Source organism: Cohnella pontilimi, assembly GCF_005049045.1.
GTDB classification, from domain to species: domain Bacteria; phylum Bacillota; class Bacilli; order Paenibacillales; family Paenibacillaceae; genus Cohnella; species Cohnella pontilimi.
In genome coordinates, this window is sequence record NZ_SUPK01000008.1 from 169,641 (window position 1) to 182,336 (window position 12,696).

Below are 12,696 nucleotides of genomic sequence, written 5' to 3' on the forward strand. Positions count from 1 at the left end.
TTTGCTCGGGACGGTCTCTTTTCATGTTAATGGGAAGGGAGGATTTTCTTTGTGTTAACATATACGTTGCGCCGGTTGCTGTATATGGTGATCACCTTGTGGATCATCGTGTCCCTCACCTTTTTCCTGATGAAATTGCTGCCGGGAGATCCTTTCGGTGAAGCGATAACCAAACTGCCTCCCGAGAGCATGCAGATTCTGATCAAGCAATACGGCTTGGACAGACCGGTTTGGGAACAGTATTTGACTTATATGGGCCACGTTCTGCAAGGAGACCTCGGGGTGTCCTATCAGTATCCGACGCGTTCTGTGGTGAACGTCATTCAAACCGCATTTCCGGCTTCTTTCGAACTCGGAATTGAGTCCTTGATTATAGCTCTTATTGTAGGTTTGTTTTTGGGTATCGTCGCCGCACTGAAGCACAACAAAGCCGGGGACTATACGGCTTCCATCGTCGCCTTGATCGGGATTTCGATTCCTTCGTTCGTCATTGGACCGCTGCTCTCGTACTATATCGGGGTGAAATTACGCCTGCTGCCTGCGGGATTGTGGCTGGGGCCCGAATACCGCATTTTGCCGGCCCTGGCGTTGTCTTTGGGAACCATTGCGATTTTGACCCGTATGATGCGGGCATCCATGCTCGAAGTGATGAACCAGGATTTTATCAAAACGGCTAAATCCAAAGGCCTATCCAGAAAAACGATTGTTGGAAAACACATGATTCGAAACGCGATTTTACCGGTGGTCACCATTCTGGGACCGATCGCCGTTAACGTCCTGACCGGCACGCTGGTCGTGGAGAAAATTTTCTCGGTTCCCGGTCTCGGCAACCAGTTTGCAACTTCCGTTCTCTCCAACGATTACACGTTGATTACCGGATTGACCTTGTTCTATGCCGGAGTCCTCGTCGTCGTGATGTTCTTGACCGATATCGCGTACAACCTCATCGATCCGAGAATTCGCTTAGGAAAGGGGAAGTAAAGCGATGGAATCCATTTCTAAAGAGATGTTTCAACCGGCTCAGAAAACGACAAACGCCGAAGCCATTGTCCGGCCTTCCCTGAACTATTGGGCCGACGCTTGGCGGCGCTTGAGAAAAAATAAACTGGCGATGGGCGGATTGATCATTTTGGTCATCCTGTTCCTCCTCGCCATTATCGGTCCGATGCTTACCCCGTTCTCTTACGCGACACAGCACCTCAAGGAAACGAATCTTGCGCCGTCCTCGAAGTACTGGCTCGGAACGGACGACTTCGGACGGGATATGTGGGCGCGCATCTGGTGGGGGACACGGATCTCGCTCTTTATCGGCCTTGTGGCCGCCGCGCTCGATCTCGTGGTCGGCGTGCTTTACGGCAGTATTTCCGCCTATTTCGGCGGCAAAGTGGACGCCTTCATGCAGCGGTTTATCGAAATCATCTATTCGATTCCTTATCTGCTGATTGCGATTCTGCTGATGATGGTGCTCGGTTCGGGCGTCACCTCCATCATATTGGCGTATGCCATTACCGGATGGGTCACAATGGCGCGGCTTGTCCGCGGACAAATGCTCGTGCTCAAGGAGCAGGAATTCGTGCTTGCGGCTCGTTCCCTTGGCGCGAAATCCTGGCGTATTATTGCAAAGCATTTGATCCCGAACGTGCTGGGTGTTGTGGTCGTTCAAATTACGTTCGTCGTTCCGACGGCGATTTTCGTAGAGGCGTTCCTGAGCTTCATCGGCCTCGGCGTCAAGCCGCCGCTGGCATCGCTCGGCAACCTGCTGAACGACGGAGCCGGCGTCATGCGGTACCACCCGCACCGGCTGCTGTTTCCTACGGTGATCTTCAGCTTGATTTTGCTTAGCTTTAACTTGTTGGGCGACGGACTTCGCGACGCCCTCGATCCGAAAATGAGAAAATAAGGAGGCTGACGAATGAGCAAGCCGATCCTCGAAGTCGACAATTTGCAAGTGTCCTTCAAGATGTCCGCTGGTGAAGTGCAGGCCGTTCGCGGCGTCTCTTTCACTTTGAACAAAGGGGAAGTGCTCGCCATCGTGGGGGAATCCGGCTGCGGCAAATCCGTAACCGCCCAAACGATCATGCGGCTTGTTCCGACACCTCCAAGCTATATCAAGAACGGTTCCGTTATGTTTGACGGCAAGCATGACATTACGAAGCTCAGCGAATCGGATATGGAAAAGCTCCGCGGGCAAGAGATGGGGATGATTTTCCAGGATCCGATGACTTCCTTGAATCCGACGATGACCATCGGCGAACAAATTATGGAAGGCGTTCGCAAGCATCAAGGAAGCAGCAAGGAAAAAGCGCGCGAGCGCGCCATTGAGCTGCTCAACTTGGTCGGCATGTCCAATCCGGTTGAACGGCTGAGCCAGTATCCGCATGAATTATCTGGCGGTATGCGCCAGCGCGTTATGATCGCGATCTCGCTCGCCTGCAATCCGAAGCTTCTGATCGCGGACGAGCCGACCACCGCGCTCGATGTGACGATTCAGGCACAAATCATGGATCTTCTGAAAGACATTCAGGAGAAAACCGGAACCTCGATCATTCTGATTACGCACGATCTCGGCGTGGTAGCCGAGATGGCGCAGAGAGTCATCGTGATGTACGCTGGGAAAGTAATCGAGCAGGGAACGTTGAACGAGATCTTCTATGATCCCCGCCATCCTTACACTTGGGGCCTGCTGCGTTCCGTTCCTCGTCTCGACAGCGATTCGAACAGCGATCTGGCTTCCATTCCGGGCACGCCGCCCGATCTATTCGCGCCGCCGAAAGGATGCGCGTTCGCGGCTCGCTGCCCGTATGCTATGAAAGTATGCCTGGAGAAGGATCCCGAGCATTTCACGGCATCCGACACGCACAGTGCCGCCTGCTGGCTTCAGCATCCCGATGCGCCGAAGGTAGAACGTCCGATTGAAGTGGGGGTGCGCTCCAATGGCTGAACAAGAAAATATTCTGGAGGTCCGAAACCTCAAGAAGCATTTTAACTTGAGCGGCGGCCGCGTGCTCAAAGCCGTCGACGGCCTGAACTTCGCCGTGAAACGCGGCGAAACGTTCGGTCTGGTCGGTGAATCCGGCTGCGGCAAATCGACGGCCGGCCGCACGATCATTCGTCTGTATGAGGCGACAGGCGGGGAAATCATTTTTAACGGGAAGAACGTCCAGAAGCTGACCGGCAAAGAACAAAGCAAGTTTAACCGGGAAATGCAGATGGTGTTCCAAGATCCGTACGCATCGCTTAACCCGCGGATGACGGTCGGTAAAATTATCGGCGAAGGCCTCGATATTCACGGCCTTCATACCGGCACCAAGCGGCGGAAAGCGCGCGTTGCCGAGCTGCTGGACGCCGTAGGCTTGAACGAGGAGCATGCGAACCGCTTCCCGCACGAATTCTCCGGCGGTCAACGCCAGCGGATCGGGATTGCGCGCGCGCTGGCCATCGAGCCGCAATTCATTATCGCGGACGAGCCGATTTCCGCGCTCGACGTGTCGGTTCAGGCGCAGGTCGTCAACCTGTTCAAGAAGCTGCAAAAAGAACACGGCCTGACGTATTTGTTCATCGCGCACGATTTGGCGATGGTGAAGCACATTTCCGATCGCATCGGGGTTATGTATCTCGGGAAGCTGGTGGAAGTCGCCACTTCGGAGAAGCTTAACGCGAAGCCCCTGCATCCGTACACGCAATCGCTGCTGTCGGCGATTCCGATTCCGGATCCGGAGCTGCAAAAATCGCGCGAGCGAATTATTGTGCAGGGCGAGATTCCGAGCCCGCTCAACCCGCCGAGCGGTTGTCCGTTCCGCACCCGCTGCCCGGCTGCGATGCCGCAGTGCGCGGAAGCGATGCCGGAGTTCAAGGAAGTAGAACCCGGACATTTTACCGCTTGCCATTTGTATAACTGATTCGATTGCAAAATAGGCATGATGCGAGGCGATTCCAACCTCGTGTCGTGCCTATTTTTTTGCCGCATAAGTAAAAAAGGCATAACAAAAAGTAAAAATGACTTTACTTTTTGTACGAATTGTTTTACCCTATGCATGAGGTGATTTACGATTGGGTGTTGATCCTAAAAAGAGATTACAGAATCGGCTGGTTGTTTTGCGGGCGGAAAAAGGCTGGACGCAAAAAGATGTGGCGGAAAAAATCGGGGTAAGCCGTCAAACGATCATCTCATTGGAAAAAAACAAGTACACACCGACGCTTGTGCTTGCTTTTGAACTCGCGAACCTATTTGGCAAGGACATCAATGAGGTTTTTCAGTATACGCGTACAGAGGGAGAGGAATAGCATGGACATGAATGTGCTGAACGGCACGATCTCCGTAATTGTATTGGCACTTACCTTCGCATCCGCTTGTCTTCAATGGTGGTGGTATAAAAGAGAAGGCGGAGATGAGAGAGGGAAATTGATTTCGTTAAAATGCACGAATATCATGTTCGGCACCTTGGTGATCGGGATTGCCGTTTTGTTGAGTCTTGACGGTTCTCTGTATTTTACGAAGCAGTGGTTTAAAATCATGCTGGTGTCGATCATAGGCTTGTCGATGGTTGCAGGAACGCTGTCATTGCTCGTGCTCAGAAGAAAATATTGATCGGTAACGGTTCGGGACCGCCCTCTTGGGGCGGTTTTTTGCGTTTGGACGGTTCTTCAACAGTCCGGGAGCAGCGGATTTAATTTTTTCGTGCCGTGTAATAAGGAGTAGCTTGTTTTATTTCGCCAAGAGCAAGGAGGGGTGCAAAGATGAGCGCTGCAAACAGGACTGAAGAGGGGATGCCCCGTTTCCCCGTGTCGTTCTGGCTGGCTTCTTCCCAGCGGCCGGCTTTCGGAAAGCTGGAGCAAGACTTGACGGTAGACGTTGCGGTGGTGGGAGCCGGCATAACCGGCATTACGACCGCTTATTTGCTCGCCAGAGAGGGCAAACGGGTCGCGCTGGTCGAGGCGGGACGGCTGCTGAACGGCACCACCGGGCATACGACGGCCAAAATTACCGCACAGCACGGATTGATCTACGATGAGTTGATGGATCGGTTCGGTCAGGATCTCGTCTACTTCTATTATGCGGCCAACCGTGACGGAGCGGAATTTATTCGCAGCATGGTGCAGGGGATGAATATCGACTGCGATTACACGGAAGAAGATGCTTATTTATATACGATAGAAGAAGACAACATCCGCGCGATTCAACGGGAATATGAGGCGTATAAGAAGCTAGGCATTCCCGGCAGGCTGGAAGACGGCATTCCGCTGCCTGTGACCGCCAGTTCCGCTGTGGTCATGCCGGGCCAAGCCAGGTTCCATCCGGTCAAATATTTGACCCGCCTGTTGGAAGAATTCATTCGTTGGGGCGGTCTCGTCTACGAGAACACGGTTGTCGAAACGGTGGAGGAAGGCGAGCCTTCCGTTGTCGTCACCCAGAACGGTCCCAAGATCACTTGTCTGCATGTCGTCTCGTGTTCCCATTTTCCCATTTTCGAAACCGGGCTGTATTTCGCAAGATTGCACGCAGAGAGCTCCTATGCGTTGGCGGTTCGAGTACGTAGAGATGTGCCGACCGGTATGTATCTGAGCGTAGATGATCCGAACCGGTCCGTCCGCACCATCGACAACGACGGCGAAAAGCTTCTGTTGATCGGAGGAGAATCGCACAAGACGGGGCAAGGCGAATGCACGAGCGGACGGTACGAAAGTTTGATCCGTTTCGCGCAGGAACATTTTGATGTCTCGGATGTTCTGTACCGCTGGTCCGCGCACGATCTCGTCACATTGGACAAGCTGCCGTATGTCGGCCGGGCGACTTCCAAATATCCGAACAGTTACGTGGCGACCGGGTTCCGCAAATGGGGGATGACGAACGGCACAGCTGCAGCTATGCTGCTCAAGGATTTGATTCTGGGAGCAGACAATCCGTACGCCAAACTGTTCGATCCGAACCGATCCGTCTCCGCTGGAGGCGTGAAATCTTTTGTCTCGCAAAACGCGGACGTTGCGAAGCAATATGTACAGGGGAAACTGGACTGGATGCTGAAGAAACCGGAGCATCTTGAGCCGGGAGAAGGCGCATGGATTCGATATAACGGCAAAAAAGCCGCCGCCTATCGCGATCCGGCAGGACGGTTAACCGTGCTTGACGCGACTTGTACGCATATGGGCTGCGAAGTGAATTGGAATGACGGCGACAAGTCTTGGGACTGTCCTTGTCATGGCTCCCGGTTTAACGCCAATGGAGAAGTGATGGCAGGACCGGCGGTCGAGCCGCTGAAAATGCTGCAGGAAACGAAGGAGGCTGCGAAACGATGAGTGAAGAGCGACTGGAGCCGAAAAAACCGAAAATATGGCCGACGGGCAGCCGGGACAACCCGGAACAGTACCCGACGGAGAACCAAAGCTTGTTCGATATGTACGAAAGCGAACGAAATGTGGATCCGATTCCAGTGGAAGATGTGAAGATGGAGCAGCATGAGGAACAGGATAAAGACGCGACGAAACACCGTTCCTCGAGCGAGGAAAAGTATGAATCGGCAGAGGATATGTAATCCCAGGAAAGGAGCGCACCCCGGCGGGTGCGCTCCTTTCCTTTTTTTAAGATCCGGTAGAAATATGAAGCTCCGCGGTCAGCGTATCACCGGGCTGGACCATGAGCAGATCCTTCTTGTCGTTCAACGCTTCGTTCAAGGCCGTCCAAGGCTCGACGCAGACGAACGGTTTGCCCTGTACCGACCAGATGACGACGAACCGGAACAGATGGCTGTAGCGCAAACGCACCTGCGTATCCCCGGCGAGCGGGAATGCGATCTCCGGCTTGGCCGGATCAAGAAGCGCCACCGATTCTTTCAAGGGGCCGAGATCCACGCTCCCTTGGAATGTTTTCGTTTGCCCGTCATTATAGTCGAGGTAACGGGTGGCGTCCGTTTCATACGGCAGGTGTTTGTTCCCGGTGGCGAAATAGGGATGAAACCCGGTAACCATCGGCATCGGCTGACCGGAACGGTTGCTGTAGCTCTGCTCGATGGACAACTGCTCGTCTTGCAGCCGGTAAGTAAAGCGTAGTTCAAAATCGAACGGATACGAGATCTTCGTTTCTTCATTACTTCTGAGCACCAAGGTGATCCACGCGGATGTGTGATTGGCCCCGGTTTGCTCCACTTCCCAAACGGAAGTCCGCGCCACTCCATGATTTTTCATGGGGTAAACGTGCCCTTCCCACTCATACCGTCCCTCCCGGAGCTGGCCGCAGATCGGGAACAAGACGGGGATGCCCCCGCGAATGTTGGCATTCGGGTCATTGAAAGTTTCGCGGTCCAGATACAGCAGCTCGCGGCCGTTCAGGCGGCAGCCGATGACGATCCCTCCCCGTTCCGGGCATAGCTGTACACGGGAATCGGTGTGACGGTCGATCAATTCGTAAATCGTATATCGATCGTCGAAAGAAGTAACTTCATAACGCGGGGCTGCACCCATCCATAACCACTCCTCCGGCTGGAACTTTTTTTCTAAGTATATCATGAAGAAATAAGGTCTCAACCGGAACCGCTATCCGATGTGGGCGAATTTCCTCATTTCCTGGGAAATGATGTCGTACATTCGGAACCTTTGACGATCCCCAATATTTACCGCAACTTGGTGGCGTTTTCACCCGTATAATGGGGGTAAGAACAAGCTGGCAAGCTAGCAAAATGGGGAGTGTGAAACTATTGCCGTCCTATACAACACAGACCACACCCTCTCGGAACAGAAGAACGGGCGGCGTCCCCGTCAGAGCTCCGAGAAAGAAAGCTTCCCGTCGTAAACCGCGCCGGTCAGGCTTGTGGCGGTTGGTGAAAACATTGTTTTGGTTAGGATTCACAGCAGCGGTCTTGTTCGCCGGCTGGTTTTTCCTGACCCCATCGGGGACGACTTTCCGATACATGATCGCCGACACGATTATCACGACTCAACACCGCGATTGGGCCAAATATATTATCGGAGAAGAAGGATTAAAGGAGCGGGTCGCCGACTATCAGCAATCGTTTGACAAGATGGGCGACGAGCGCGATAACCATCAAATCCAGACGCCTCCCGCTGTACCGGACAATGAGGAGCTCCCGCTTACTTCCATCGAAGAAGTGAGCGGACAAGGATTCCGCGGCTATTTGCTGACCGTCCGCGATCCGCGTAAAATCCGGCTTGTCGTGCCGCTGAAACCCGGCAAAGGCGAGAAAGTTACCAGCATGGTGAAGCGGACGGGGGCACTCGCGGGTGTGAACGCCGGAGGATTCGCGGATCCGAACTGGAAAGGTAACGGATTCCAGCCGATCGGCATTGTGATCAGCCAGGGGGAAATTTATTACGATGGACTTGGCGGCGCCAAAAGCACGCAAATTGTAGGTCTCGATAAAAACGGCAAAATGATCGCCGGACGTTATACGATTCAGGAGCTGATGGATCTCGGCATTTCGGAAGCGGTCAGCTTTTCGCCCCGCATTATCGTGAATGGAAAAGGCCTTATTAAAAATCGGAATCAGGGTTGGGGTATCGCTCCACGCTCGGTGATGGGGCAAAAAGAGGACGGAACGATTTTGTTCCTCCTGATCGACGGCCGGCAGCCGGGTTACAGCATCGGCGCAACTTTGTACGACGCACAGGAAATCATGCTGGAGCACGGGGCAGTCATCGCCGCCAACTTGGACGGCGGATCGTCCACCGTGCTGGTTGACGAACGCGGCGAAATCGTGAACCAACCTTCCTCCAAGTATGGAGAAAGGTACTTGCCTACCGCATTTCTCGTGTTCGAAGACCCTACAACCGTTAACGTGCCGAACATCTGGGCAGGTTTAAAACCGTCGGACATCGACCCCGGCAAGTGGTAGAATCCTACGCAAAGAGGAGCTTCTTTCAGGAGGCTCTTTTTTGTATAGTAGTCCTGTGCTACCTATTCTTGCGAATCATCCTCAGAACAACGTAAGCTGTACCGGGGCACATGGGGCGGCAGCTTCGGGCTTCGACTTCGCCGGCGGCTCGGGCTGCTTGCTTCTTGCCTTCTCTCGATACTTCTCGGGGTCGCCGGAGAATTCGCTGAGTTTCCTCGCCGCGAGCTGCCCGCGGATCCGTTGCAATAGCGGCCGCTTATAGGAATCCGGAACGTAGCCGGAACGCCAGTAGAGCTCGCCGTATTTCTCAGTCAGTTCCGGATAATTCTCCCGCAGAACCGAGAAAAACCAATGTTTCACTTCAGGCGTGGCCAGGCGAAGAATCGAAGGCATCACGTGTGCGGCTCCGGCTTCCGCACAAGAAGCGATCAGCTTCTCCGCGGATTCTTCATCGTCCGATAAATACGGCAATATAGGGGCCATGAATACGCCTGCCCGTATACCGGCATCGTTCAGCTTACGAACCGTGTCCAGCCGGAGACGGGGAGCGGGCGTAGAGGGTTCGAACGTGCGCCAGATGTCCGGGTTCATCGTGTGCACGCTGAAGTTGACCGACGAACCGGGCATTTGCTTCAGCAGATCGAGATCCCGCAAGACGAGCGGCGAGCGGGTCGTAATGCTGGCGGGCACCCCGAACTCGGCGAGTACTTCTAGACAGCGGCGCGTCAGCATTTGTTTGCCCTCCAGCTGCTGATAGGGATCGGTGGCCGTACCGATTTGGACATGCGCGGGCAGACGTCCGGCCATTCTTTTCAGGTCGCTCCTTAAAATCGAGGGAGCGTCTTCTTTCCAAAAAATATGATTTTGAAAAGCGTCATCCGCGGATTCTCCGATAAACGTATGCGTGCTTCGGGCATAGCAAAAGCTGCAGCCGTGCTGACAGCCCCGATACGGATTCAAGGACCAGTCGAAAGGCATGGAAGGTGCCTTTACCGGATTGAGCACCGATTTCGAACGGATCGGTTCATATGTGATCTTTCGCATGATGGAAAGTATACCTCCCGCGGGAACAAGAAACGAACATTTGTTCTTGTTTCAGTATACCCAAGGGATCGAATAGGTGCAATGTCAAAACCCGCCAGTCCCGGATCGCTCCGGAAAGGCGGGTTTTGACATTGCACCTTCGGTTATTCCTTCACCACTAAGACCGGACATGGGGCATGCCGGAGCACATATTCACTGACGCTGCCGAGGAAAAACCTCTCGAAACCGGACAAACCGCGATGGCCGATCACGATCAGATCACAGCCGATCTGCTCCGCACGTGACACGATCGCTGCTCCGGGCGGTCCCTGAAGAAGATTGGCGCCGCCGTCCGCCGTCGAACCGACAAGTCTGTGGCCTTCTTCCATGATGGCTTTGCCGGCCTCCCGGAACTCCGATTCCAACTGCGGGGGAACGGTAACCGGTGTTTCGACAGTGAGCACAGGCCGAGGCAGCTCCAGTACATGCACCGTTTCGACCTTGGACGCCATTCGCCCTGCAAGTTCCCCGGCGACCGCGGCCGCACGTTTCGACATATCGGACCCATCGTAAGCAAGCAGGATGGTTTGCATCGACATGGAAACCCCTCCTTCGTTGAGACCCTTTACCCATTCGAAAACAAGTCTGAAACGAAGAGGCGGAGGAGAACGGCATTAAGCCCGATTAGGCCGGAAATTCAACTGTCAAAACGGATCCTGGTTCGGAGTCGTACCAGCGCAGCTCTCCTTCCAGACGGTGCACTTTTTCGCGTCAGCTGCATTTGATGATCAGCGGCTTTGGCTTCTCGACTTCGGCTGACAGCGACCGCGTCCCGAGCGTCATGGCGAGCTTGCTGCCCGGTGAAAAGGACAAAGCTCAAGTCATCTAATCTCCACAAAAAACCAGCCGGTATATTCTTGACTTTTGCCCGCGAAATCTCTATTATATGAAAGGTGACTTGCTGATGTAGCTCAGCTGGTAGAGCAACGCATTCGTAATGCGTAGGTCGGGGGTTCGAATCCCTTCATCAGCACCACTTACATAATAAAAAAGCAACGCGGCCTCCAGGGGCCGCGTTTTTTGTATGTTACCGCTACGTTCTTGGGCTGACCGGACCGTCAAGGTGTTTGTCGTATCCGGGATCGAGAGGATCCTTGCCGTTCTTCGCGCGTTCCGTTTCCGGTATACCCGGTTTAGACGGACCTTCCATTGCCGTATCATAGTCGTTGGTGAATGCATGGTTGCTCGTGGGATTGTTTTCCGGCATTCCGCAGCCTCCTTTGGTTTCTACACGATTATTGTGAGGAGGAACGCCTTCAGCTATTCATTTCGTTGCGTCATACTGGCACGAAAAAACCCGCGCTGCGGCTGCAGGCGGGTTCCACTTACGGTTTGATCCATTCTTCAAAGGTGAGCGGAGACCAACCGAGAAGCGGGGTTCCCGGGATCGGCGGGTTCGGCAGAAGGGGGCGGAGCACGCCGGCAGGCTCCGGGGGCTGTTTCGGGACGTATTTGGGTTTCTTCTGGATCGAAGGGTCGCCTGCGATTTTTTGTCCGACTCCCCACGCGACCACTTTCCCTTCCTGATCTAAGCAGATGACTCCGTTGATCGTGCCAGCCCACCTCACGGTACCTTTCGTCCAAACCTGATGTTTGTTATGAATGAAAGCCAGCCAATTCATATCCGTGTCGTATATATACCGGTTCCGCTCGAGCCAGGCAACATGCGTGCAATACCGGTCATACAATGCTTGGAGCATGGGAGTAAGCCTCCGTATAAAAGTCTAAACTAAGAATATACGGAGTTGGGCGGATATTCAAGAAATCTGTATTATTTTGTAGGATCGATGACGAAAGTGTCGGGTTTCAGGATATACCGGTGGATGATCCACTCCATTAAGCCCAATATAGCGGAAATCATCAAAATTTCTCCGGCACTGAGGTCCCAGCCGAGAAAGTAGCGCAGCATCCAAAGATACAGAATCGACAACCCGGCGTCCGCGAGTGTCGCCACCGTATTGTTGGAGGCCCTGAGAATGAGTTGGTCCCCCACAAAATAGGCGACGACGGTAAAGATGGTGGATACGAGAAGCGCGGTCAATAATGTGATTCCGGCCACGTAATGATACAGTAATAGCGCCACCACGCTGGCATTGAGCACCCACTTGGCGAGAAACTTCAACATGATCCCTCCTCTTGCGGCGACCGAACGAATCCCCGGCGTTACATTAGAATGAACGCACCTCCATGAAAATATTCCTGCGCATAAGTTTAGGGCGGAGGGACACCTTAGAGGAGGGATAAAATCTATCGTTCAAAAGGTGGGTACAACATGAAAAAGCAGATCACAAGCGGTTTGTTGGTCGCAAGTATCTCGCTGATGCTGGCGGTTCCGGCCTTTGCGGAAGGGACTACCACCGGCATGGGCGGGAACACCGGCACCACCCGCGGCTATACCGCCGGAACGACGACCGGAACGACGACGGGCACGGCATATGGCACCAACAACTACGGCACGTACGGGAACAATAATAACCGTCATGGAACCAACACTTACTCGGGTTATGGCAACACGGACAACAACATGAATTATGGCGGCAACCGCTATCGCACCACTGCCGCGGACAATAACCGGGGAAACAATTGGGGCTGGCTCGGTCTGCTCGGCTTGATCGGTCTTGCCGGCATGCGGAACAGAAATCCGGAAAGACGCTGACGACTTCAACGAAGCAGCAGCATACGGAAACCCGCCGGATACCCGGCGGGTTACTTATTTTTGCATAATCCCTGCGGTCGATTGTCACCTTCCGAGAAGTACAAGCGTTAGTTA

Annotated in this window: 16 protein-coding genes and 1 tRNA gene; 11 read left to right on the plus strand and 6 right to left on the minus strand. The window is 53.8% G+C overall.

What is annotated here, in order from left to right; genetic code table 11:
* Nucleotides 1-51 precede the first annotated feature (51 nt).
* The 8 genes from E5161_RS16555 (at nt 52) to E5161_RS16590 (ending at nt 6,530) form a co-directional block, all read left to right on the plus strand.
* Nucleotides 52-981, plus strand: a complete 930-nt coding sequence (locus tag E5161_RS16555; protein WP_136778947.1) for an ABC transporter permease — start codon at nt 52-54, stop codon at nt 979-981.
* 4 nt (nt 982-985) lie between these two features.
* Nucleotides 986-1,900, plus strand: coding sequence for an ABC transporter permease (locus tag E5161_RS16560; RefSeq protein ID WP_136778948.1), 915 nt, complete (start codon nt 986-988; stop codon nt 1,898-1,900).
* Between the two features lie 12 nt (nt 1,901-1,912).
* Complete coding sequence (locus tag E5161_RS16565; RefSeq protein ID WP_136778949.1) at nt 1,913-2,941, plus strand: ABC transporter ATP-binding protein; 1,029 nt, start codon at nt 1,913-1,915, stop codon at nt 2,939-2,941.
* Nucleotides 2,934-3,899: an ABC transporter ATP-binding protein gene (locus tag E5161_RS16570; protein ID WP_136778950.1), complete on the plus strand. Its 966-nt coding sequence runs from the start codon at nt 2,934-2,936 to the stop codon at nt 3,897-3,899. Before E5161_RS16565 ends, E5161_RS16570 begins: the two co-directional genes overlap by 8 nt.
* Nucleotides 3,900-4,050: 151 nt before the next feature.
* Nucleotides 4,051-4,284 carry a helix-turn-helix transcriptional regulator gene (locus E5161_RS16575; RefSeq protein WP_136778951.1) on the plus strand — a complete coding sequence of 78 codons (234 nt, stop codon included), beginning with the start codon at nt 4,051-4,053 and terminating at the stop codon, nt 4,282-4,284.
* A gap of 1 nt (nt 4,285) precedes the next feature.
* Entirely contained in the window at nt 4,286-4,588 is a 303-nt protein-coding gene (locus tag E5161_RS16580; RefSeq protein WP_136778952.1) for a hypothetical protein, read from the plus strand.
* A gap of 149 nt (nt 4,589-4,737) precedes the next feature.
* The gene (locus E5161_RS16585; RefSeq protein ID WP_136778953.1) at nt 4,738-6,294 is read left to right on the plus strand and encodes an FAD-dependent oxidoreductase; all 1,557 of its coding nucleotides are present in this window, start codon (nt 4,738-4,740) and stop codon (nt 6,292-6,294) included.
* Nucleotides 6,291-6,530 carry a hypothetical protein gene (locus tag E5161_RS16590; RefSeq protein ID WP_136778954.1) on the plus strand — a complete coding sequence of 80 codons (240 nt, stop codon included), beginning with the start codon at nt 6,291-6,293 and terminating at the stop codon, nt 6,528-6,530. Before E5161_RS16585 ends, E5161_RS16590 begins: the two co-directional genes overlap by 4 nt.
* A gap of 46 nt (nt 6,531-6,576) precedes the next feature.
* On the opposite strand, the gene E5161_RS16595 is transcribed toward E5161_RS16590, so the two are convergent.
* Nucleotides 6,577-7,455, minus strand: a complete 879-nt coding sequence (locus E5161_RS16595) for an aldose epimerase family protein (protein ID WP_136778955.1) — start codon at nt 7,453-7,455, stop codon at nt 6,577-6,579.
* 356 nt (nt 7,456-7,811) lie between these two features.
* Between E5161_RS16595 and E5161_RS16600 the strand changes: the two genes are divergently transcribed.
* Nucleotides 7,812-8,843, plus strand: coding sequence for a phosphodiester glycosidase family protein (locus E5161_RS16600; protein WP_246042353.1), 1,032 nt, complete (start codon nt 7,812-7,814; stop codon nt 8,841-8,843).
* An 81-nt stretch (nt 8,844-8,924) separates the two neighbouring features.
* On the opposite strand, the gene E5161_RS16605 is transcribed toward E5161_RS16600, so the two are convergent.
* Complete coding sequence (locus tag E5161_RS16605) at nt 8,925-9,887, minus strand: SPL family radical SAM protein (RefSeq protein WP_136778957.1); 963 nt, start codon at nt 9,885-9,887, stop codon at nt 8,925-8,927.
* A gap of 143 nt (nt 9,888-10,030) precedes the next feature.
* Nucleotides 10,031-10,465, minus strand: coding sequence for a universal stress protein (locus E5161_RS16610; RefSeq protein ID WP_136778958.1), 435 nt, complete (start codon nt 10,463-10,465; stop codon nt 10,031-10,033).
* Nucleotides 10,466-10,826: 361 nt separating this feature from the next.
* On the opposite strand from E5161_RS16610, the gene E5161_RS16615 reads away from it, so the two are divergent.
* A tRNA-Thr gene (locus E5161_RS16615) sits at nt 10,827-10,902 on the plus strand.
* A 57-nt stretch (nt 10,903-10,959) separates the two neighbouring features.
* Here the strand turns inward: E5161_RS16615 and E5161_RS20890 are convergent.
* The 3 genes from E5161_RS20890 to E5161_RS16625 form a co-directional block, all read right to left on the minus strand.
* Nucleotides 10,960-11,133 (minus strand): hypothetical protein, encoded by a 174-nt coding sequence (locus E5161_RS20890; RefSeq protein WP_169306735.1) that lies wholly within the window; start codon nt 11,131-11,133, stop codon nt 10,960-10,962.
* A 118-nt stretch (nt 11,134-11,251) separates the two neighbouring features.
* Entirely contained in the window at nt 11,252-11,626 is a 375-nt protein-coding gene (locus E5161_RS16620) for a 4-fold beta flower protein (protein WP_136778959.1), read from the minus strand.
* A 71-nt stretch (nt 11,627-11,697) separates the two neighbouring features.
* Nucleotides 11,698-12,051 (minus strand): DUF2512 family protein, encoded by a 354-nt coding sequence (locus E5161_RS16625; RefSeq protein ID WP_136778960.1) that lies wholly within the window; start codon nt 12,049-12,051, stop codon nt 11,698-11,700.
* Between the two features lie 147 nt (nt 12,052-12,198).
* Between E5161_RS16625 and E5161_RS16630 the strand changes: the two genes are divergently transcribed.
* Nucleotides 12,199-12,582, plus strand: a complete 384-nt coding sequence (locus tag E5161_RS16630; RefSeq protein WP_136778961.1) for a WGxxGxxG family protein — start codon at nt 12,199-12,201, stop codon at nt 12,580-12,582.
* The last annotated feature ends 114 nt before the right edge of the window (nt 12,583-12,696 follow it).

What these genes read in the sequence shown, in the direction of transcription:
- E5161_RS16590 (WP_136778954.1), top strand. Translation starts at nt 6,291, where the DNA reads ATGAGTGAAGAGCGACTGGAGCCGAAAAAACCGAAAATATGGCCGACG.
- E5161_RS16625 (WP_136778960.1), bottom strand. Translation starts at nt 12,051, where the DNA reads ATGTTGAAGTTTCTCGCCAAGTGGGTGCTCAATGCCAGCGTGGTGGCG.
- E5161_RS16580 (WP_136778952.1), top strand. Translation starts at nt 4,286, where the DNA reads ATGGACATGAATGTGCTGAACGGCACGATCTCCGTAATTGTATTGGCA.
- E5161_RS16585 (WP_136778953.1), top strand. Translation starts at nt 4,738, where the DNA reads ATGAGCGCTGCAAACAGGACTGAAGAGGGGATGCCCCGTTTCCCCGTG.
- E5161_RS16570 (WP_136778950.1), top strand. Translation starts at nt 2,934, where the DNA reads ATGGCTGAACAAGAAAATATTCTGGAGGTCCGAAACCTCAAGAAGCAT.
- E5161_RS16610 (WP_136778958.1), bottom strand. Translation starts at nt 10,465, where the DNA reads ATGTCGATGCAAACCATCCTGCTTGCTTACGATGGGTCCGATATGTCG.
- E5161_RS16630 (WP_136778961.1), top strand. Translation starts at nt 12,199, where the DNA reads ATGAAAAAGCAGATCACAAGCGGTTTGTTGGTCGCAAGTATCTCGCTG.
- E5161_RS16595 (WP_136778955.1), bottom strand. Translation starts at nt 7,455, where the DNA reads ATGGGTGCAGCCCCGCGTTATGAAGTTACTTCTTTCGACGATCGATAT.
- E5161_RS16560 (WP_136778948.1), top strand. Translation starts at nt 986, where the DNA reads ATGGAATCCATTTCTAAAGAGATGTTTCAACCGGCTCAGAAAACGACA.
- E5161_RS16620 (WP_136778959.1), bottom strand. Translation starts at nt 11,626, where the DNA reads ATGCTCCAAGCATTGTATGACCGGTATTGCACGCATGTTGCCTGGCTC.
- E5161_RS16605 (WP_136778957.1), bottom strand. Translation starts at nt 9,887, where the DNA reads ATGCGAAAGATCACATATGAACCGATCCGTTCGAAATCGGTGCTCAAT.
- E5161_RS20890 (WP_169306735.1), bottom strand. Translation starts at nt 11,133, where the DNA reads ATGCCGGAAAACAATCCCACGAGCAACCATGCATTCACCAACGACTAT.
- E5161_RS16565 (WP_136778949.1), top strand. Translation starts at nt 1,913, where the DNA reads ATGAGCAAGCCGATCCTCGAAGTCGACAATTTGCAAGTGTCCTTCAAG.